This window comes from Clostridium sp. YIM B02551, from assembly GCF_022324735.1.
Classification (GTDB): Bacteria; Bacillota; Clostridia; order Clostridiales; family Clostridiaceae; genus Clostridium_T; species Clostridium_T paridis.
In genome coordinates this window covers 1-21,333 of record NZ_JAKGTF010000001.1, presented here as the reverse complement: position 1 = coordinate 21,333, position 21,333 = coordinate 1, and the positions used below count along the sequence as shown (strand labels likewise).

General features: G+C 29.5%; 24 protein-coding genes. 9 read left to right on the top strand and 15 right to left on the bottom strand.

The features are described from left to right. Positions 1–110 precede the first annotated feature (110 nt). Entirely contained in the window at positions 111–338 is a 228-nt protein-coding gene (locus L1S47_RS00120) for a TIGR04540 family protein (RefSeq protein WP_238881258.1), read from the bottom strand. A 197-nt stretch (positions 339–535) separates the two neighbouring features. On the opposite strand from L1S47_RS00120, the gene L1S47_RS00115 reads away from it, so the two are divergent. Next, a complete protein-coding gene (locus L1S47_RS00115) occupies positions 536–2,581 on the top strand; it encodes a penicillin-binding transpeptidase domain-containing protein (RefSeq protein ID WP_238881257.1) in 2,046 nt (681 codons plus the stop codon). A 29-nt stretch (positions 2,582–2,610) separates the two neighbouring features. Here L1S47_RS00115 and L1S47_RS00110 read toward each other — a convergent pair whose 3' ends face one another. From L1S47_RS00110 to L1S47_RS00095, 4 genes are all read right to left on the bottom strand, one after another. Beyond that, complete coding sequence (locus L1S47_RS00110; RefSeq protein ID WP_238881956.1) at positions 2,611–3,237, bottom strand: DUF488 family protein; 627 nt, start codon at positions 3,235–3,237, stop codon at positions 2,611–2,613. 27 nt (positions 3,238–3,264) lie between these two features. Beyond that, positions 3,265–4,416: a beta-N-acetylhexosaminidase gene (gene nagZ, locus L1S47_RS00105; RefSeq protein ID WP_238881256.1), complete on the bottom strand. Its 1,152-nt coding sequence runs from the start codon at positions 4,414–4,416 to the stop codon at positions 3,265–3,267. A 143-nt stretch (positions 4,417–4,559) separates the two neighbouring features. Further along, the gene (locus tag L1S47_RS00100; RefSeq protein WP_238881255.1) at positions 4,560–5,936 is read right to left on the bottom strand and encodes a hypothetical protein; all 1,377 of its coding nucleotides are present in this window, start codon (positions 5,934–5,936) and stop codon (positions 4,560–4,562) included. Between the two features lie 120 nt (positions 5,937–6,056). Next, the gene (locus tag L1S47_RS00095; protein ID WP_238881955.1) at positions 6,057–7,835 is read right to left on the bottom strand and encodes an aminopeptidase P family protein; all 1,779 of its coding nucleotides are present in this window, start codon (positions 7,833–7,835) and stop codon (positions 6,057–6,059) included. Positions 7,836–7,967: 132 nt separating this feature from the next. Between L1S47_RS00095 and L1S47_RS00090 the strand changes: the two genes are divergently transcribed. Continuing rightward, positions 7,968–8,201 carry a hypothetical protein gene (locus L1S47_RS00090; RefSeq protein ID WP_238881254.1) on the top strand — a complete coding sequence of 78 codons (234 nt, stop codon included), beginning with the start codon at positions 7,968–7,970 and terminating at the stop codon, positions 8,199–8,201. Next, entirely contained in the window at positions 8,198–8,557 is a 360-nt protein-coding gene (locus L1S47_RS00085) for a DUF2085 domain-containing protein (RefSeq protein ID WP_238881253.1), read from the top strand. The genes L1S47_RS00090 and L1S47_RS00085 overlap by 4 nt, the downstream gene beginning before the upstream one ends. Before the next feature lie 46 nt (positions 8,558–8,603). Here the strand turns inward: L1S47_RS00085 and L1S47_RS00080 are convergent, their stop codons facing one another. Together L1S47_RS00080 and L1S47_RS00075 are read right to left on the bottom strand one after the other, a co-directional pair. Then, positions 8,604–9,857, bottom strand: a complete 1,254-nt coding sequence (locus L1S47_RS00080; RefSeq protein WP_238881252.1) for an NAD(P)-dependent oxidoreductase — start codon at positions 9,855–9,857, stop codon at positions 8,604–8,606. Positions 9,858–9,898: 41 nt separating this feature from the next. Then, positions 9,899–10,252: a helix-turn-helix domain-containing protein gene (locus tag L1S47_RS00075; protein WP_275297749.1), complete on the bottom strand. Its 354-nt coding sequence runs from the start codon at positions 10,250–10,252 to the stop codon at positions 9,899–9,901. Between the two features lie 146 nt (positions 10,253–10,398). Between L1S47_RS00075 and L1S47_RS00070 the strand changes: the two genes are divergently transcribed. Continuing rightward, positions 10,399–11,067: an NAD(P)H-dependent oxidoreductase gene (locus L1S47_RS00070; protein WP_238881251.1), complete on the top strand. Its 669-nt coding sequence runs from the start codon at positions 10,399–10,401 to the stop codon at positions 11,065–11,067. Positions 11,068–11,110: 43 nt separating this feature from the next. Here L1S47_RS00070 and L1S47_RS00065 read toward each other — a convergent pair whose 3' ends face one another. The 3 genes from L1S47_RS00065 to L1S47_RS00055 all read right to left on the bottom strand — a co-directional run bounded on the left by L1S47_RS00065 (position 11,111) and on the right by L1S47_RS00055 (position 13,674). Further along, positions 11,111–11,932: a nitroreductase family protein gene (locus tag L1S47_RS00065; RefSeq protein WP_238881250.1), complete on the bottom strand. Its 822-nt coding sequence runs from the start codon at positions 11,930–11,932 to the stop codon at positions 11,111–11,113. An 89-nt stretch (positions 11,933–12,021) separates the two neighbouring features. Next, positions 12,022–12,888, bottom strand: a complete 867-nt coding sequence (locus L1S47_RS00060) for an N-acetyltransferase (RefSeq protein ID WP_238881249.1) — start codon at positions 12,886–12,888, stop codon at positions 12,022–12,024. Between the two features lie 15 nt (positions 12,889–12,903). Beyond that, positions 12,904–13,674, bottom strand: a complete 771-nt coding sequence (locus L1S47_RS00055) for a DUF2087 domain-containing protein (RefSeq protein WP_238881248.1) — start codon at positions 13,672–13,674, stop codon at positions 12,904–12,906. Positions 13,675–13,869: 195 nt separating this feature from the next. Here L1S47_RS00055 and L1S47_RS00050 point away from each other — a divergent pair, with 195 nt between their 5' ends. Continuing rightward, positions 13,870–14,460, top strand: a complete 591-nt coding sequence (locus L1S47_RS00050; protein ID WP_238881247.1) for a sigma-70 family RNA polymerase sigma factor — start codon at positions 13,870–13,872, stop codon at positions 14,458–14,460. A gap of 226 nt (positions 14,461–14,686) precedes the next feature. Here L1S47_RS00050 and L1S47_RS00045 read toward each other — a convergent pair whose 3' ends face one another. Together L1S47_RS00045 and L1S47_RS00040 are read right to left on the bottom strand one after the other, a co-directional pair. Beyond that, the gene (locus L1S47_RS00045; RefSeq protein WP_238881246.1) at positions 14,687–15,328 is read right to left on the bottom strand and encodes a lactate utilization protein; all 642 of its coding nucleotides are present in this window, start codon (positions 15,326–15,328) and stop codon (positions 14,687–14,689) included. Positions 15,329–15,365: 37 nt separating this feature from the next. Beyond that, positions 15,366–15,767: a bacteriohemerythrin gene (locus L1S47_RS00040; protein WP_238881245.1), complete on the bottom strand. Its 402-nt coding sequence runs from the start codon at positions 15,765–15,767 to the stop codon at positions 15,366–15,368. Between the two features lie 193 nt (positions 15,768–15,960). Here L1S47_RS00040 and L1S47_RS00035 point away from each other — a divergent pair, with 193 nt between their 5' ends. After that, positions 15,961–16,302, top strand: coding sequence for a cupin domain-containing protein (locus L1S47_RS00035; protein WP_238881244.1), 342 nt, complete (start codon positions 15,961–15,963; stop codon positions 16,300–16,302). A gap of 204 nt (positions 16,303–16,506) precedes the next feature. Here the strand turns inward: L1S47_RS00035 and L1S47_RS00030 are convergent, their stop codons facing one another. Together L1S47_RS00030 and L1S47_RS00025 are read right to left on the bottom strand one after the other, a co-directional pair. Further along, the gene (locus L1S47_RS00030) at positions 16,507–17,058 is read right to left on the bottom strand and encodes a DUF2812 domain-containing protein (protein ID WP_238881243.1); all 552 of its coding nucleotides are present in this window, start codon (positions 17,056–17,058) and stop codon (positions 16,507–16,509) included. 2 nt (positions 17,059–17,060) lie between these two features. Next, the gene (locus tag L1S47_RS00025) at positions 17,061–17,381 is read right to left on the bottom strand and encodes a PadR family transcriptional regulator (protein ID WP_238881242.1); all 321 of its coding nucleotides are present in this window, start codon (positions 17,379–17,381) and stop codon (positions 17,061–17,063) included. A gap of 219 nt (positions 17,382–17,600) precedes the next feature. Here L1S47_RS00025 and L1S47_RS00020 point away from each other — a divergent pair, with 219 nt between their 5' ends. After that, positions 17,601–18,278, top strand: coding sequence for a metal ABC transporter ATP-binding protein (locus L1S47_RS00020; RefSeq protein ID WP_238881241.1), 678 nt, complete (start codon positions 17,601–17,603; stop codon positions 18,276–18,278). A gap of 212 nt (positions 18,279–18,490) precedes the next feature. On the opposite strand, the gene L1S47_RS00015 is transcribed toward L1S47_RS00020, so the two are convergent. Next, positions 18,491–19,102: a hypothetical protein gene (locus L1S47_RS00015; RefSeq protein ID WP_238881952.1), complete on the bottom strand. Its 612-nt coding sequence runs from the start codon at positions 19,100–19,102 to the stop codon at positions 18,491–18,493. A 145-nt stretch (positions 19,103–19,247) separates the two neighbouring features. Here L1S47_RS00015 and L1S47_RS00010 point away from each other — a divergent pair, with 145 nt between their 5' ends. Both L1S47_RS00010 and L1S47_RS00005 read left to right on the top strand, forming a co-directional pair. Further along, the gene (locus tag L1S47_RS00010) at positions 19,248–19,811 is read left to right on the top strand and encodes a sigma-70 family RNA polymerase sigma factor (protein ID WP_238881240.1); all 564 of its coding nucleotides are present in this window, start codon (positions 19,248–19,250) and stop codon (positions 19,809–19,811) included. After that, positions 19,811–21,244 carry a DUF4179 domain-containing protein gene (locus L1S47_RS00005; protein WP_238881239.1) on the top strand — a complete coding sequence of 478 codons (1,434 nt, stop codon included), beginning with the start codon at positions 19,811–19,813 and terminating at the stop codon, positions 21,242–21,244. Before L1S47_RS00010 ends, L1S47_RS00005 begins: the two co-directional genes overlap by 1 nt. The last annotated feature ends 89 nt before the right edge of the window (positions 21,245–21,333 follow it).

Below are 21,333 nucleotides of genomic sequence, written 5' to 3'. Positions count from 1 at the left end.
AAGTAAAATTTACGCAAGCGATTGCATTTGTATAAATCTATTTCTTTAACAAAATATAAAACGCTATATATTAGCATCTTTAACTAATATATAGCGTCATCATTTTACTATTATTTATTATACACTTTATTCACTATTTCTACTCTTGATTCACCTAGAACATTTGAAATTTGCAATGCCATTATTCCATTTTTATATATTCTTTCTTCATTTGCATTAATGACTTTGGTTAACTTTTGTTCTAATTGATCATAAGTCACTAAATCCTCCAAATATGCATCTACAGAATCCTTTATAACTGTGGCTAATTCTTTTGGGTTCTTATAAACTGCTCTCATTATGTACTCCTTCTAACTATATCTTTTTATTATATTTTTAACATATTTATAATATTATAATATGCTTTTCGTTATCTTTCTATATTCATTTACAAATTTCTTTAAAATATTCATATATTAAGGCTACTTTTTTGTTTATTAACTTTTTTTTCTATTTGTGTTAATATTATTATATTGAATATTATGGAGGTAGCGTTATGAAAGTATTAAAAAAATGTTTCATTTATTGTTTCTTAGCAATAATACCAATTTTTATTTTGGGTTGCTCAAAAACAGAAACACCTACTGATGCATTTAATAAATTTAATGATAATCTAAATAGCAAAGATTATAAAGCATTATATGCCATGTTAGATGATTCTTCAAAAGAATATATAAATGAAAAAGATTTTATAGACAAATATACCAGCATTTATGGTAGTTTAGATGCTTCAGATATAAAATTAAGTGCTAAAAATTTATCTGAGTCTGATAAGAGTAAATCATCTGAGCTTGACATTCCTTTTTCTCTAACAATGAATAGTGGGTTTGGTAAAATTGATATTTCAGATTATACTCTTAACCTAATAAAAACTAAGGATAAAGAAAATCCGTGGAAAATTAAATGGAGTGAAAAGTTACTATTCCCTCAGATGGAGAAAGGCGAAAAAATTAAAATTCAAAGGATTCCTGCTAACAGAGGTGAATTAACTGATAGAAATAATGTAAAACTTGCTTATAATGGTAATGTAGCTGCATTAGGAATACATCCTAGAAAATTTATTCCAACTAAGGATTCCAGTGTACAAGCCTTAGCTTCAATATTAGATTTAACTCCTGATTTTATTGCAGGCAAAATTAAAGATGCTGATAATAAATTAGATGAATTTATTCCATTAGTAAACGTATCTCTGAATGATAAAGATAAGCTACAAAAGGCTATTGAAATTCCTGGGGTTAAATATATGGAGGTTCCCTCAAGAGTATACACTGGCGGTGAAGCAATCGGCTCTTTAATTGGATATGTTGCTCCTATTACTGCTGAAGAATTAGATAAAAATAAAGGAAAAGGATATGGTAATTCTAGTGTCATAGGCAAATCAGGCTTAGAGCAAGTTTTTGAGTCAAGACTTAAAGGGCAAGATGGACTTAAGCTATATATTACTAGAAAAGTTGATAATAAAGATTCTGAAGTCATAATCACAAAAAAGGACGCAACCCCTGGGGAAAATATAAAACTCTCCATAGACTTAGCTTTACAACAAAAAGTTTATAGTGAACTTAGTGGTCAAAAAGGTGCATGTTCATCTATAAATCCTAAAACTGGGGAAGTTCTCTCATTAGTAAGTTCACCTTCCTATGATCCAAATATATTTACAACTTATAAAACTGAAACAATAAAAAAGCAATTTGATACATCCTGGAGTGATATGTCAAATAATAGATTTAATAATACTTATGCACCTGGCTCTATTTTTAAATTAGTTACTGCTGCAATAGGATTAGATGATGGAGTTATAAATCCTGATGAGACTTTAGATATAAAAGGTACTGAATGGCAAAAAGACAGCTCCTGGGGTGGTAAGAAGATAACCACTACTGTTGGTTCTGATAAGCCAATTAACCTTAAAGATGCTCTTATAAGTTCTAATAATATATATTTTGCACAGCAGGCCTTAAAAATAAAAGCTGACAAATTTATTGAAGGTGCTAAGGCCTTTGGAATAGGTGAAGAAATTCCTTTTTCATACCCTATTTCAAAAAACCAAATTTCAAATGATAATACAATAAAAAGTGAAGAACTTTTAGCTGATACTGGTTATGGGCAAGGAGAACTTTTAATCTCTCCACTTCAAGCTTCACTTATTTATAGTTCCTTAGCAAATGATGGCAACATTATGACTCCAATTCTAGAATTAAGTGATAAAACTCCTCAAAAGGTTTGGAAAGAAAATGTTATAAAAAAAGAAAATATAAATATTCTAAAAGAAGATTTAATCTCAGTAGTAAATAGCCCTACTGCTACAGCTAACCTAGCGAAAATTGACGGAGTAAATATAGGTGGAAAGACAGGAACTGCGGAAATTAAAAAGTCTCAAGATGATACAAATGGTACCGAAAATTCTTGGTTTGTAGGAATGAATATGGACAATCCTAAACTTGTAGTTGCCATGATGATGGAGGATACAAAATCCATAGGAGGTACTAAATATCTTGTGCCTAAAGTAAAAAATATTCTTAGTTACTCTATAGCGTCAAATTAGTAATCTTACACTTTTTAATAGAAATCACCCTAAAAAATTTTAGGGTGATTTTTTTCAACTCTAGCGCCTATTTCTTTATTACTTTCTCTATAACATCTTTTTATAAGCTCTTCCCTCTTAGGTTCTGTTCCTAATAAAGTTTCGATTGTAACTTGATTTCTTGTGCTAAAATACTTTTCTAACATCTTTTCCTCTAGTTCTTCTTGTGTTGCTAGAGAATAGTCATGTAATATGTGCTTAAGGTTAAAGCCGTTATTAATTAACGCTCTTCCAAGCAAAATTGCTCTATGGCAATTAATTGGGTCTTGCATAGCTCCCATAAGCACTATTCTATATCCCTTTATACAGCCAAGTCTTAACCTTTCAATTCCATCTAAAAAATCTTTATCTTCTACTACCTTCTCAAAATCTGCATATCCTTCCTTCGTATATAACTCTCTATTTTCCCGTTGAGCTGCAAATTCTTTTCCCATATATATATACATAAATCCTTTATTTAATAAAGTATTTCTAATAGTTTCTTTATTAAATTGAACATTATATTTTGAGTAAGGGGTGCCCCTTATATCAACTACGCAATTTATCTTATAATAATTTAACATATCAATTAGTCTCTCAACAGAATAATTTGAATGACCTATTGTATATATATCCATCATTCTCTACCTCATTTTATCTGCTATCTATAAACTTTTTTTTGCAATTAAAATTCTTGCAACTGCATCATTTATTCTACTTTCTTGAATTTCCCCAGCTTGAACCTTCTCTTTAATAAACCTAACTATTTCTTCATATTCCGTATCGTTTTCACCTGGGATCAATGCTACTGGCATTAAAATAATATCTGCACCTGCATTTATAGATTTCATTACAGCTGATTTAATATCATAGTTTTGTGTTATTGCCTTCATATCAAATGCATCTGTAATAACTACTCCTTTAAAACCCATCTTTTCCTTTAACAATGAAGTCATCATCTTTTTAGATAAGCTTGCAGGCGTTTTATCATCATCTAGTGCTGGTACAACTATATGTCCCACCATAATCATATCAACATTATTTTCCACTGCCTTTCTGAATGGATAAAGTTCAACATTTTCAATTCTCTGTAATGGTTGATTTACCTTCACTAGTTCCTTATGAGAATCCCCTGTAGTATCTCCATGCCCAGGAAAATGTTTTGCAGTTGCTAATATTCCCTGAGAATGTAACCCCTCAATGAATTTAACACCAAATTCTCCCACAATCTTGGGATCATTACTAAAAGCTCTGTCTCCTATCACTGGATTATTAGGGTTAGTGTCAACATCCATTACTGGTGCAAAATCTAAATTCAATCCTAAAGTTTTTAAATCACTACCAATGATACTTGCGGCTTTATATGCATTGTTTGGGTCTTTAGTATTTCCAATTTCTCTTGCTGATTTTGTTTTGTTTTCAGTTGGTATTTTATCTATTCTTCCACCCTCTTGATCTGTTGCTATAAAAAATTTATTTTCTTTACTTAAGTTTTGTATATCTTTAGTTAATTTTTTAGTCTGTGGCTTATCTATCATATTAAACTTAAATAATATAAGTCCAGCTAACTGATGTTTACTCAAAAAATTTTTGGTTGCTTCATTCATCTCTGTAAACTTAATTTTATTTCCATCTTTAACAACTTCGTCAATCGAAAGCATAATCATTTGATCTATTTTTTCTTCTAGTGACATTTTATCAAGCTTCGTTTTAATATCATCTGAATATGAACTAACCTCTTCATTTTTAGTTAAGCTACATGCAACTAAAAAAGCTACAAGTATACATGACATCAATATAGAAATATATTTTTTCATATATTCACTCCCTATTTTACTTATTTAAATTAGGTTATGTAGATTTATAACATATATACAAAAGCTTATATAAAATAAAGAGGCTCATTAAGCCTCTTATTCAAAAATTCAAAAAAGTCTTTTTAAAAACACAGTATCTATCACTATTTTAATGGTAGCCAATAACAGCTATTCATAGCAGCATACCCAATGTCTGGATGAGCTAATATATTACCTCCAGTTAACCAAAATTTATAACTTTCAGCATCTCCATGACCACTAAATTGTAGTGGGTCATATATAACCCATGGATTATAAGTTCTTGCAGTTCTCCAAGCAACGTTATTAAATATGCTGAAAATTGGATTATCGGCATATTTAGTCCAATGTATTCCATCATTTGAACTTGCACAACCAATTCCTTCATGTGAAGAATCTACTCCTCCACTATACCACATCTTAAAGCAGTTAGGTTCCGTACGTATTACAACTGCCCCTTCGCATGCATAATTTTCATCCCATTGCCCGTGGCATCCACGTGGAAGTACTGGCTGATTACCAATCCTAGCCCAATATAACCCATCAGTAGAAACAGCTAATGCAATTTCTTCAATTGAACCATTTGTTACATCATAGTACATAACATAGCGGTTATTAAAAGGATTAGTTTTATCTAGAACTAAGGAACTATTTTCAGGATAGTATAGTACATCAGCTGGACCATAACTACCTGTATAAATAGAAAATGGTATGAGTTTATCTGATTGATCTTGAGTAATTGTTTGATCTTGTGTCCAATTAATTCCATCCACAGACACTGCTGTTCGAATCATCTGTGGTTCATTGCCAATAATATATGGATCTAGTGTATCCCAATACCAAATCCTATAAGGCGTATTATTTCCAAAACCATCTCGACTAAATAAAACTCTTGAATGGCGTGCCTTGACTGAAAGACCAGTTAAATTTTGAGGATAAGTAGTCCAATTTATCCCATCTGGAGAAGTAGCCATTGCAATGCCTCCATTTGAATCATAATCATACCACATTTTATAAAAAGCTGCAGGACCATAGGGTGCAAACTCAAATTGATCATACCTTACAGTTTGATAATATGCAGGTGTAAGTGTGTCATACACGGGATTATTAACATATTCTATCCATGTACAACTAGGCCTATTACTAGCATCTAGCTTTAAGTACATTTGTCCGGTACATGTATTAATATAAATATCTCCTATCTGTCCAATGTCACAGGTTGGTGCACCTATTCCTGTTATATATGATATACCAGGAGACCCTGTAGGCCCTGGAAATCCTCTAGGACCTTGAGGACCAAGCTGCAAAAATACCCATTGCTTTCCTGTATCTCTATAAATAATTCCTTGATCAGTTGCTAGATATAATCGCCCTTCAATCATAGGTGGAGGCATTTTGGCATAAATTCCTTCTTGTATGCTTGGTGTTCCACCAGCATTAATTACATAGATATTTTTATTTCCCTGATTTTGAAAATTATTATTCACTTCATTTATCTTCATATTTACCTTTATTCTAATTAATTCATATAAATATATGATTTAATAATAACTTCTATGATTTTAATAATCATAATCAAAAATCATGGGTAAATTTATCGGAATATAGTTTAATATTATAGATTATATATTTCTAGTTTGTTCTTTTAACCATTCTCTTTCTTCTATAGTTAATTTAGGAGATAGCTTTAAATAAACATCCTTATGATAATTATTTATCCATTTAACTTCATTCTCTGTAAGCATATCTTTATCTATCCCATCTAAATCTATAGGACAGTATGTAATTGCTTCAAACTTCATAAATTGGCCAAATTCAGTTTTAGTGTCTTCACATACAACCATCATATTCTCTGTTCTAATACCATGCTTTCCTTCTTTATATATTCCTGGTTCATTTGTGATTATCATACCCTTTTCTAACTTAATTTCATTAGGTACTTGGCTTATTCTATGCGGTCCCTCATGAACATTTAGAAAGAAGCCAACTCCATGTCCTGTTCCACACTTATAATCTAACCCCTGTTCCCAGATAGGTTGTCTTGCTAAAATATCTAAGTTAGATCCAGTAGCTCCATATAGAAACTTTGCAGAGCTTAGTCCAATATGACCCTTTAAAACTAGGGTAAAATCTCTTTTTTCCTCTTCAGTAAGTTCACCCAATACTATAGTTCTAGTGGTATCAGTAGTACCATTAAAATATTGTCCACCAGAATCTACTAAAAAGAGTCCTTTATTTTTCAAGATATATTGCATTTCATCAATTGCTTTATAATGCATCATTGCTGCATGATCCTTGTATCCAGCTATAGTGTCAAAGCTAGGACCTACAAACAATTCTTGCTCACTTCTAAATTCTTGTAACTTTTTATCTGCACTCATCTCTGTAATTAGTTCTTTACCTACATTTTCTTTTAGCCATTTTATAAACCTTACCATGGCAACTCCATCATTTATTTCACATTGTCTTAGGTTCTCTATTTCCGTTTCATTTTTGATAGATTTAAGATTAGTAGTAATATTGATATCCTCAATTTTCTTAGCTTGCTTGTTTATAGAATAATATAAGCTTGCATTTACTTTATCTCCATCGAAAATTATGCTATCTTCTGATTTTAATTTCTTTAAAGCGCTTTCTATTTCGTAGTAATCACGTAGCTCTATTCCTTCAGATTCAAGTTCTAACTTAACTTCATTAGGTAGCTTTTGTAAATTTATAAATAAATAGCATTCTTCCTTTGACATTAAAATGTTTGAAAGAACAACTGGATTATTGGGTACGTCATTTCCTCTGATATTTAAAAGCCATGCTATATCATCTAATGAACTTAATAGGTGATAATTTGAACCCTTAGTTTTCATCACATTTCTTACTTCTGTTAATTTTTCACTTCTGGATTTACCTGCATATTTTACTTCATGGATAAATATCTTTTCCTTTGGGATTTCCGGTCTATCTATCCATAATTCATCTATTAAGTCTAAATCAATTTTTAGGGATATTTTCTTATCATTTAATTCTTTTTCCATAGCTTTAACCATATTTATTGAAAAGACTCTACCATCCAAGCCTATCATATCATTTTCTTTTAATGTCTCCTTGAGCCATTCTGTGTATGAAGGTACACCAGGATCTACCATCCTAAACAATCTTATACCTGTGTCTTTTAATTCATTTTCAGCCTGAATATAATACCTTCCATCTGTCCATAGACCAGCGTCCTCTAATGTAACCACTATTGTACCTGCAGAACCAGTAAATCCAGATACCCACTGTCTACACTTAAAATACTCAGCTACATATTCACTTTGGTGAGCATCATAACTTGGAACTATGTATGCTTGTACATTGTTCTTTATCATTAATTCTCTCAGTTGTTTTATTTTGTCCCTTACATTCATAATTAATTGACCTACTTTCTTTTGCATTTTCTATAACCATTATATACCTAAAATCTTTTGATAATAAATATATTAATAAAATCCTATGATATAATTAATTATATACAGATTTTATAAATAAAGGAGATTTTTATGAGTGATGAATTTTCAAATGATCCCCTCTCGACCTCTTGTCCCTTCTGTGGTAGCAGAAATGTAAAAATAGTAATTGAAAAAGAAACTAATAATTATGATGCACCAAGCGGTTGTTTAGGATATATTTGCTTAGGTCCTATAGGACTATTATGTGGACTTTGTGCTGCTGAAGGAACTAAAACAACCACTACCTGTATTTGTAATAATTGCGGAAAGAGATTTAATAAATGATTACAAAAGATAAAGTTTGGATAGCATTAATGAAATTCTTTGCTCCAACTTGCCATCAAAGATCTGATAGAAGCTTTTTTCTAGGGAATTATCAATTTCCTTTATGTGCTAGATGCACAGGAATGGTTTTAGGATATATTATATCAATATTAACACTTATTAAAATTCGTAGTATTCCTATTAGTATTAGCATAGTTTTTTTAGCAATAATGTTTTTAGATTGGCTAATTCAATTTTTAGGACTATTAAACTCAACAAATACTAGAAGACTAATAACTGGCATCCTAGGCGGATATGCTGTAGTAGGTATTTTATTTAATATACTTAGTTATTTCATAAAACTTTTATTTAAATAAAAAAGATGTTTCAAATTAAAGTTGAAACATCCTTTTACTTTATGTATTAATTATTTTTACAATACTCTTCAATTGTTTCTGCTACTATTTTAGCCTGTACAACAGCTTCCACTACAGTTTTAGCTCCCGTAACTACATCCCCTGAAGCAAAAGTTCCTTTCTTAGTTGTATTTCCCCTATCATCTGTAATAAGAAGCCCATGTCTATTGGTATCTAATTGTTTTGTAGTAGACACTATATTAGTTCTTGGACTTTGGCTTACTGCTATAATTGTTGAGTCACATTCAAAGAATTCTTCTTTTCCTTCAATAATCTTAGTTTTTACTTTTCCTGTTTCTTCATCAATTACATTTTCAGTAGGTGCTAACTTAACACCATGCTCTGTTATTTCAATTGGAGCTTTAAATAGATTAAACTCTATTCCATCTTCCTTGGCTTCATTTATCTCTTGATTTGTAGCTGGCATATCATCAAAGCCTTTTCTATAAAGTATAGTTACATTTTTAGCTCCATTTCTTTTTGCACTTCTTGCTGCGTCCATAGCAACATTTCCTGCTCCTATTACTGCAACTCTGTCTCCTAATCTATACACACTACTAGATTTTAAATAATCAATAGCGTAATGTACGTTACCTAAGGTTTCTCCTTTAATATTTAAAGTTTTAGGATTCCATACTCCTGTTCCGATAAATACAGCTTTATAGCCATCTTCATGTAGTCTATCAACATTTATTACTGGTCCAATTGTTGTATTTGGTCTTATTCTCACACCAAGCTCTATAAGCTTTTCCTCATATAAATCAATTATTCTTTTTGGCAATCTATATTCTGGAATACCATATCTTAATACTCCTCCAATTTTATCATGAGCATCAAAAATTGTGATATTATAGCCTTTTTGTGCTAATATAAAGGCTATGGTTATTCCTGCTGGACCACCACCAACTATAGCAATTCTATCTTTATCCTTTGGAATATTTTCAAATTTAATCTCCTCAAGATACTTAGTTGAAATTTCGTCTTCTATGTCGTGAAATCTAATTGGCTCCCCTTTAATTCCTCTTATACAATTTCCTTTACATTGATCTTCATGAATACAAACTAAGGAACATACAACTGAAAGAGGGTTATTATTAAACAATATTTCTCCTGCTTCCTTTAGTTTTCCTTCTCTATAAAGTGATATAATTTGAGGAATTGGTGTACTTATTGGACAATTCTCTTTACACTTTGGATTTTTACACATTATACATCTATTAGCTTCATCTAATAATAATCTTTCAATCTTATCATTCGCCATTTTATATCTCCTAATTTCTCTTTAGACTTTTTAATCTATTATTACTTACTTTCATTTTGTTGAACTATTTTTCCCCAATCAAAAAGTGCAACTATTATTGGTTTTATTGACATACCAAATTCAGTTAATTCATATTCAACCTTTGGTGGAACTTCAGCATAAACAGTTCTCTTAACTATATTATCATGTTCAAGCTCTCTTAACTGAAGAGTTAACATTCTATGAGTTATCCTTGGCATTTCTCGTCTTAATTCATTAAATCTTCTTTTACCATTAAGTAACCTGTAAATTATTATCCCTTTCCACTTCCCACCAATGATATTAAGGCTTGTCTCTACAGGGCATTGTATTTCTATACAATTATTATTTTCCTTATATTCAATATTGCTATTCAAATTATCACCTCAGTATAAAAAGTATACTTAAGTACCTTTTTGTATATTATATATAAGAAATGTGCATTCTTCAAGATATTTAATTTTAATATTATAATTTATTTAAACATTAACTATAATATTAAATTTAAGGGGTGACAACATATATGTCAATTGAAAAATCAAAAATATTAGAAGTATATAACTTTAGGCATGCATGCAAAGAGTTTGATGAAAATAAAAAAATATCAGATGAAGACTTTAACTTTATCCTTGAAACTGCAAGGTTATCTCCTAGCTCTTTTGGATTTGAACCATGGAAGCTTTTAATCGTTCAAAATAAAGATTTAAGAGATACACTTAAATCTATTACTTGGGGTGCTCAAAGGCAACTCCCTACCGCAAGTCACTTTGTTATAATTCTTGCAAGAAAAGAGAGTGAAATGATATATAACTCTCAATATATACATGATTTCATGGAAAATGTTCAAAAACTTCCTGATGAAGTACTAGCTGGGAAAACAGCTACCTTTGAAAATTTCCAAAAAAATGATTTTAAGCTTCTTGAGAATGATAGAAGCATTTTTGATTGGGCTTCAAAGCAAACCTATATTTTACTTGGGAATATTTTAACTTCAGCCGCTTTGATAGGTATAGATTCTTGCCCGATTGAAGGTTATGATATTAATAAGGTTGAAGATTTACTTGAAAAAGAAGGAATACTAGATAAAACAAAATTTGGTGTTTCTGTTATGGCTGCCTTTGGTTATAGAAAAAATAATCCAAGGGAAAAGACAAGACAATCAATTGATAAAATAACTGAATGGATTGAATAAACATAACAAAAAGGGCTGTTGAATTTTACAACAGCCCTTAATTTTATTTCCACAATATATTTGCTTCTTTCCTAGGTACAGTTCTCGAATACTTGATATCTGGATAGCCTATTACCATGCAGGTTACTATTTGTTTGCCTTCTGGCACTTCAAGAAAATCTACTATTTTTCTATTTGCTTGTGATGCCCTTACAAAGAAACCACTAAAAAATGTTCCAAGGCCTAAAGCATTTGTCATTAATTCCATATTTGATGAAGCAAGCGCACCATTTACAGGTGAATCAGCCACTACAACTATTACTGCTGGTGCATTAAAGAATAATTTTTCTTTCCCATTAGGGTTATCTTTAAATTCTTTATACATATCTACCCACATCTCAGCGTATCTCTTGTACACCATAGTTTCAGGAGTTAAATTTGAAAGCATTGCTTCTCCAACGTTTTTTAAACTTTCTAAAGTTAATTCTTTTAATTCCTGTATTTTTTCTCTTACAACAATATAAGATACTCCTTGAGTGTTGCTTCCTGTCTGAGTAAATCTTCCAGCTTCAATAATTTTTGAAAGCTTGTCTTCTTCTACTGCTTTATCCTTAAATTGTCTTACAGTTCTTCTAAATTTAATAAAGTTCATTAGTGTTTCAGGCTCTATTGTAAACTCTTCTTTATTATAGTTCTTAACCTCTTCCATATTATATTCATCTGTTGATACTGCTTCCTTTGGGCAAACAGCAATACAATGTCCACATTTAAAACATGCTATATTTTTTATTTTTGCTTTACCCTCTACAAGCTCAATATCCCTTGCAAAACAATCTTTAACGCATAAGCCACAACCTATACATTTTTCAGCATTTACATTCATCATAATAAGTTACTCCTCTTCAATCTTAAAATATATAGGGTTTTAAGTTTTCTATAAAAACCCTATATTATATACCTTAAGATTATAATACTTTACTTTAATTTAATCCAGTTACTAAATATTGAATCTACTTTAAAGCCTCTTTTCTTGTACATGTTATAGGCTACTGAGTTCCTTTCTATTACCAAAAGCCCTAGCTTATTTACCTCTTTTTTATTCAAAAACTCAATAGCTGTTTCTAAAAGCATCCTTCCGAATCCTTTGCCTCTATAGGCTTTGCATAATCCTATGTCAAAAGACCCTTCTCCATTTTTTATAGTACAATCCATAAATCCTATATTGATGCTATTATAGGACACAAAAAAATAATAATTTTCTTCATTGGCCTTTTTTAGGCACTCCTGAACTCCATCAATATCTACATAGGAACCATGAGGCATATCACTAAAGGAATCATTATATACTCTTTGATATTCATGCTTATTTTCTTGAGTTAATGGTATCAAATCTAAACATTCTACTTTCTTTTCTCTATCTTCTAAATACATTCTAATAGCTCTATAATCTCTATGAAATCCTAATTTTTCTAACAATTTAAGCCTATCTTCGTTTCTTTCTCCTAAATAAATTTCTTTTGCATTATATAGATTAGCTATAGCAATTGCTTCTTTAATTAAATTTTTTATAATCATTTCTTTTTCATTTGAAGAATCTTCTATATCTAAGAAATGTATATATGTTGTTCCTAACTGCTCAGCTACTTCTAAAACTATATTAATTCTCCCTAATACTTTTCCATTGCTAAAATAGAATAAAGCCCCATTTCCGTAGTCATATACCTTATTATTGAACATTTCATCAACTTCATTTAATGTCTTTTTCTCTTCAATATTTCTATTTACAAAATCATATACTAAACTTTTTTCTACTTTGTCTAGTTTAATATAACTCTTAATCATTTTGCTCCCCCATTTTTATTCTTTTACCCAATATGAGCTGCAATCATTTGATCTTTCTATAAATCCGTACTCTACTAACGCTCTTCTTAGGGTAGCATAATCCTCATTTATTCTTTTTATTATTCTGTTTATTTCTTTTTCAGAATACTTCTTGCCTTTTGTAAAGTTTTTAGTTATTTCTTTTAATACTATTATTTTCTTTTTCTCTCTAGCTGGGAAATTCTTTAATGCTCCGTTTTCATCAAAATAGTTTTTAATGGTTTCTTTCTCTTCTTTATCAGTAATATTATATCTATCATCTATTGTTGTTGCTGTTTTATGTGCATCCCAGATAATATCATCTTCCAATTTATTAATCTTTTTACTTGTTGTCTTTGAAAGCAAATCCATCATTGCTAAAAATAATTTTGCTTGCTTTTCCTTTTCCCTTAACTTAAAACGATGATTTCTTATAGTCGATTGTGCAACCCCAAGCTTAGTTGCAATTTCTTTATCTGTTAATCCTTGTGAAATCAAAGTAATAAGTTCTCTTTGAACTTCTGATACACCTGTAAATGATGAATTCATCCCTATTAAGTACTCAAGCATAGATTCATGCCTTTCTTTAATATGAAGTTCAGTTGTCATTTTTGCATCATAGAACTCTGAATTTTTTTCATATATACGCCCTTTTTTAAATGTCTCTTCGCAAATTATACATATATATTCATCTTCTGTTTCAATATAACCTTTTTTTACTTCCTCTATGTTTGCACTCCAAAATAATTCATTTGATTTAGTATCCATAATTTCCCCTCCCAAATTCTAAATATTTCTTTATTATATTATACACCAAATCAAATATTTGTCTATATATAAATAAACATTTATCAATTTAGTTTACTTTTTCAAAGGGACGGTTCTGAACTTTTCAAAAAGTTTAGAACCGTCCCCAAAAATCACTTCACTTTGCATATATAACCTTATGGAGAGGTGATTAAAATGAATTACGATAAGATTGAAAATTTAGTTTTACTTGCAAAGCTTGGAGAAGAAAAGGCAAAAGAAGAATTAGCCCAGGAATTTAAGCCCTATATACTAAATCTTTCAAAGAAAACCTTTATAAATGGCTTTGAATTTGAGGATATTAAAAGTGAATGTTATAAAGTCCTGTTTAATTGTATAAGACTCTATAATCCTGAAAAGCATAGATTTGTTGCTTATGCTACAAATGGAATACGAAATTCCATTAACTTTTTAATTAGAAGTTCAATCAGAAAAGATAAATCAGATGGACCAGAAACCTTGATACTTGACGATAACCTTGAAAACATTCTTTCTCATGACCTAGGTTTTGTTGAAGATGAATTATTTAGTGTCATTTTTAGAGCAAAATTAAAAGATGCTTTAAATAAGCTTGAATATGATGAATTAGAATTAGTAAATTTTATATTTTATAAGAAGAAAAGCTTAATGGATTATTCTAGATATAAAAACATCACATACAGAAAAGCTGTAACTAAAAGAAATAAAATATTAAATAAGCTTAGAAGTCTTATAAGTAAAGAGGAGTATTATATGTATTTAAATTAATTATAAATATAAAAATCTTAGTAGAAGAAGGTTTTTCTCCTACTAAGATTTTATTACTACAGTATTTATTATCTTTATATCGGTATCCAACTCAAATTTAACCTTCTGATATCCCTCTTTTACGAATTCTTATTCACGAATTTATCTTTACCAAGTGAGGAATTTATATTCAAAAGAAAAAACTGCATTAAAATGCAGTTTTAAATATGCTTATAATATTTTATTATTAATAACCTAATCTTTCACCTACAATTATTACCTTTATTCTTCCTTTATTAAACTGACCCCTTATAATCACAAAATCATTGCAGATTCTATTTGGACTTTTACAGTCAACACAATATCCAAGTTTAGTGCATGGTGTATCTTTATTTAAACGTTTGGCATCTATTGGTGCTGAATATTGTCTTACTCTTTTTTCAGCTGCTTCTATATCTTTAACAATTTTATTAATCCCGACTACAATAATTACTTGATTGGGCCCATAAAGCATTGGAGCAACCCTGCTTCCATTGCCATCTATATTATATAATTCTCCATTTTCAGTAATTGCATTTGTGCTAGAAACAAAAATATCTGCTCCAAAATTCTTAATATAAATTTCCCTTTTATCTGCTTTTGTTAGTCCTGCTTTATATTTATCAAGGAAATTATAATCCCCATTTCTTAATAAATCTAATACTCCTGTTTCACTTAGAGTCAGTGAATCTCCTACGCCTACGTTAGAACCAATGGATATGAATTCCTTTACTTTATTAATTAATTCATATCTATCTTTTACGAAATATCCTTCCATATTACGATTATTCAAATTATTTATTGTTCTCTCTACTTGCTTTTCAATATACCAAGAAATATTATTATCCATGTATCCTCCGTCTAAGATTATAGAAAAAACCACTTTATTAAAGTGGTTTTTGATTCACGTATTCTTTGTCTTTGTCTAGAATATGTTCTTTTATCCATTGTACCATAAAATCCAGTATCTCAGTAATGTATTTATCCTGATTACTATCTATTTTACTTAAGTCAACGCTACTTATTTTATCAATAAAATAATCATGTTCCATCTTATGTGTAAATAATTTTTTATATCCAATACTTTTTAAATATTCCTCTTCAGCAGAGAAGTGAAATTGTGCATAATCTTTTAATTCATGAATTATATCCATAATCCTATCGTATTTATCTAAGTATAAATCATTTTTTAAAAGATCATAGCCTTTATTAGCTATATCAAAAAGTTTTTTATGTTCCTCATCTATTCTTTCTATCCCTACCTCATACTCTTTTTTCCACTCAAACATATGTGAAAACCTCCCAAAACAAATACTTCTAATTACTATATAATATCAAAATATATTTTTTTATACTGTGATAAACATCACAAATTGCAGCTTTACCACTACTTCTTAACACCTCAGTTACAGTATAAATAATTTATGGAATGAGAATATTAGTATTGTAAAAAAATATATTTACTACAAGGAGACTTTATATATGCAGATAGAGAAAATAGCTAATAAAATAGAATATAGTGATGACTCTTTTACAAAAAGAGTAATTTTCAAAGAAGATAAAATATTAAACTTTGTTTTAAATTTTAGACCCGGACAAGGAGTTCCTCCTCACAATCATGAGCAAAGTGATTTACTAGTTCATGTTCTAAATGGTGATGGAGAGCTAACTGTTGATGGGGTTACGAATAATATAACTCAAGGGGATGTAATTCATTGTACTGGTAAAGAAGTTTTTAGTATATCGAATACAGGTAAGGAAGATATGTCTCTCTTTATTATATTGGCACCAAATCCTCATGCATTATATTCAAAAGAAGTATAAAAAAAGAATCTTGCAATATTGCCCCCTGTCTACTTGACAGGGAGCATATCAATATCAAGATTCTTTTTTATCTTTCTTTTTCTCCTTTTCGTTCCAGTAAGTTAAAACAACTGCAATAGCACTCCCCATTGCAACCCATGGAAACGCAGCCCTTGCAAACTCAGCCATCCTACTTATCTCCTTTCAAATAATTTTATACCTTGTTTACTCATATAATTCTCTTTGCTTTTTCATATTTTTCAAATTCTTATATTGCTTTAATGTTAAAGGACTTACTAAAATAGCTATAATAAAGTTAATCAAGCTACAAATTAAATTAACAATAAATCCTCTATCAATGTACATTACATATCCTATAATAAGGTTATATAGAAAAGATGAGAAATTAAGTCCCCATAACACTAGAGTAAATCTAAATATCTTACTATAATGTTGAACCTTTGATTCATAATCCGAATATAGATTAACAAGTTGTTCTTTATTCTTACTTCTAAAATAGGCCCATCTAAAATAGGTGTTTACACACTCAATCTCGTTCTCTTCCATAAAGCTTATATAATCCCTACTTTCAGAACTTTGAGGTGTAGATTTTAACAGCTCAATTCTATAGGTATATTCTCCTGGTTCCCCTTCTTCAAATACATACTTTCCTGGAAATGAAAAGCTTAAAAAGTTATATCCTTTAGCAGCCATATCATTTATCCAATTCTCTTCCCGCTCATAATCCCAAAAAAGTTTTCTAATAACTTTCTTCATCATTATCCCTCCATTATCCTTCTACCATTTAATATAAGCTCTTCTAATCTTTCAATTTCATTTCTCACAACTTCCTTACCAAGGTCTGTAATAATATATTCTTTTTTTCTACTATCCACATTGTTTTCTAGTATTTTAATCCACGATTTGGAAAGCATAGTATTAATAGCTCCATATAGTGTTCCTGGTCCTAAATTCACTCTATTGTTACTCATTTCCTTTACTAATTGCATTATCCCATAACCATGAAGCGGCCTATTTACTGAAAGAAGTATATAGTATACAGCTTCAGTTAACGCTCCTCTTTCTGAACTTTCTGGCATTACTAATTCCTCCAATACTACTTTTACCGATATATCTGTTACCAATATATCGGCTACCGATATTCTATATTAATATTATATCGGCAGCCGATAGTTTTTGCAACAACTTTTTGTAATTTATTTCTAAAATATTTTTTAGTTTGTTATTTAAATATATAATATAAATAAGAGTTTATTATTTTTAATACAATACGATTATGTTGAATTAGGAGGAATACTATGATAGAAATTAGAAACCTATATTTTTCTTATAACAATTTAGCTCCATACATATTAAGTGATATTAACTTAACTATAAATAATGGAGAATACATTTCAATCTTAGGTGAAAATGGATCAGGAAAAAGTACATTAATAAAACTAATTTTAAAGCTGCTATCACCAAGTAAGGGTTCTATTACTATTTCAAGTAATAGAATAGGATATGTACCTCAAAAATCAGATTTTATCAATTCTGAGTTTCCTATAACAGTATACGAGCTTCTTAATTCTTATAAAAAATTATTAAAACTAAAAGACATGGACATTGTCCAAACCAGCTTAGAAATGGTAAATATGCTTAATCATCAAAACTCACTTATAGGTAATCTTTCCGGAGGTCAGTGTCAAAAAATATTTATTGCAAGAGCCTTGATGGGAAATCCTGATTTGATTATATTAGATGAGCCCTCAACTGGTATTGATGTAACTAGCCAAGAAGAAATTTATTCAATAATTAAAAACTTAAATGAAGAAAAAAAGATAACTGTTATTTCAATTGAGCATAATCTTACAGCTGCCATGAAAAATTCATCACTTATATATCACATATCTGCTGGAAAAGGACATTTATGTACTCCAGAAACTTATGTTAATGAGTATTTAGGATCGAATGATAATAAGGTTCCTATATTATAAATTTTTATAAACTTATTTGATATAGGTCCAAATTAGTTAAATTAGCATAGTATATAAATGTAAAAAGCCTCTTCTATTTATATCATAGAGAGAATTCCTTCAGCTTTTTACACTCCTTTGGCATTTTAGGAATTTATCATAAATAGCTATCTAGCATATCCTATTTATAATTTCCTAAAAACAAAAAAGAAGCAGAGAAATCTGCTTCTTTTTTATCTAAATACTCTTCTAACTTTAAATCTATCATTTACATTTACTATCTTTATTCCTAATACATTTAAAAGCTTTTCTAAGCTTTTTACTCTGTTAACATATTTTATATTATTTTTATCTATTAACTTTTCTACCATTTCTATAGTATCTTTTATTTGATTGTGACTAAGTTTATTTCCTTTAATGCAGCCTGAATTTATATAAGTTAATGTAGTCCAAATCTGCTCCTCAGTTATCTTATTTATATCCATGAGTGCCCAGGTAAAATCTTTTTTTCTCTCATGTGGTGGATATGCTTCTTTAAAGAATTCAATAAAATAATTAACTGGTTTTGGATCTATATTTTTAACATACTTGCCTAATTGCGCTTTTAATTGATTTTTTAAAAACATATTAGTATTTACTTTTATAGCATCACCCATTTTATCGATGCTATCATAGATAAAATTGTATGTTTCTTGTATCTGTTTACTATCTACATTATCTTTTTTTAATACCTTAGTAAGTTCTATGTATTCCAATATACTTTTCTTTGAATTTAATTCTTTATTGTATAGCGCTTCCCATACTTCTTTCGCACTTAGTCCTTCTAATTTAATGTTTTCATCTATCATTTGTATACCTGCCTTTTTTAGTCCATTATACCATTTAATCCTCTATTATATTATAATTTTTATAAAATGTGATTTTTTTAGGTCAGAAAATTATTCCTTTTAACGTATTTGTTTATGAGAAGCTTCTTAAAGGAGGAAAAATGTGACTATAAATGATACAAACTTTATTAAACAAATTAAATTAAAAAATACCAAGGCATTAGATTTTATGGTTGATAACTATAGTAATCTAGTTTTTAAGGTTGCACATAGTGTACTTAATTCAAGTTTTTATTCCAACTATGTAGAAGAATGTGTAAATGATATATTCTTCTCTATTTGGAATAACATTGAGAGCTTTGATGAAGCGAAAGGTGACTTTAAATATTGGATTACAGCAATCTCAAAATATAAAGCTATTGATTATAAGCGAAAATTATATAAATTAAATACTTCTGAATCTTTAGATGAATATATTTTACCTGACGAAGTGAATGTAGAAAATTTACTTATATCTAAAGAGAATAGGGCGGAAATTATAGAGAGTTTAAACATTCTAAATCCTCAGGACAAGGAAATATTTATTCGCAGATATTTTCTCTACGAAGAAGTTTGTGATATAGCAAAAGCATTTGGCGTAGATAGAAATATAATTGATAAAAAACTTTCAAGAGGTCGTAAACAGTTAAAAACAAAACTCATTCCGTTGAAAGGAGAAGTTATATAATGAATAATATTGATTCTAAAATACAAGAAAAAGATATTTTTAAGTTATTTAATGAAGTAAAAATAGATGAAAAGGAATTTGAGGACTTTGAAACAGATGTTCAAATTCTTCAAAAAGAGAGAATAAAGAAAAGTCTTAAAAAGAAAATAAAAGAAAATAAATTTCATAATCCTCTTAAATATGTATCTGCAGCTGCAGCTATAGCCATAATCTCACTAATAGGTATTGAAACAGCAACTCCTGCCTTTGCAGAAAAAATTCCTGCTATAAATTATATTGTTCAGTCCATTAATGATAGATTTGACAATCACGGAGAATATATTAAATATACTCAAATGATCAATAAAACTGTTTCAAATAATGGAATAGATTTTACTATCAATGAAGTACTAGCTGATAATTCTAAATTTGCTATAACATACACAATAAAAAGTGATAAAAAAATAAAAGATTTAGAAACCTTTGGTCTTAGTAAATTTTTAAAGGTTAACGGTTCCCAAAATGGTTCCACTGGTAGCATAATGGGTTATTACGTTGATGATTACACTTATGTTGCAAATGAAGATATTCATACAGCTTTACCCCAAGATTCTAAGATGTTTGATGTAGACTTAAATATAGATGATATCATGGGTAATAAGGGAAGTTGGAACTTTGCATTCGGAGTATCAAAGGATGAGATAACAAAAAACAGCCAAATATTTAATCCTACAAACAAAATTTCTTTTCCAGATGGAACTAATGTTAATGTAGATAAAGTAGTATTCTCACCAATAGATACATCAATCTTTGTAAACGGAACTTTTAAAAATTATGAAAGACGTAATACCTTTAGTGAATGGAATTATGGCAGCTGGATAGTATACGATGATAAAGGAAATGAACTTAGCTGGACTGGTGGTGGTTCTCAATCAAACTTAAATTCTAAAACTTTCACTGGAGAATTTAACTTTAAGAGTATGAAAGAAATTCCTAAATACTTAACCGTTGTTCCTTGTAATATTCTATCTACTGGAGGTGGAGAAACTCACATAGATAATGGAAAAGAAGTAACTACTCCTATTGATGGTTATAAGACAAAAGAAATATCTAAAGTTATAGATGGCATTTTCCCAATAGAACTTGTTCAAGGAAACGTGGGTAAGATAGTTATTAGTGAGGTGAAAACAGAGAATAACATTACAACTATAAGATTTACTGCTACCGGTAAGGCCCCATTTACTCAAGCTAATGAAGTACATGTAAAAGATGAAACTGGCAACATTGTATCCCCTAAACTCCCTGCACTTCATAGGGATGAAAATAATCCTAATGTATTTACTATTGAATATAAAGCATTTGATAAAAATAAAAACTATACCATCTATACATCTGATCTTAGTAATTATGAATTTAGAGATGACTTAAAATTCAATATCGAGCTTAATAAATAATAAACTTAAAGCCATCTAAAATGTACCCGTTGTAAAGGACAGTTTAAAAAAAGACTATATAGCAGACTTAAGAAGATGATTTCTGTATT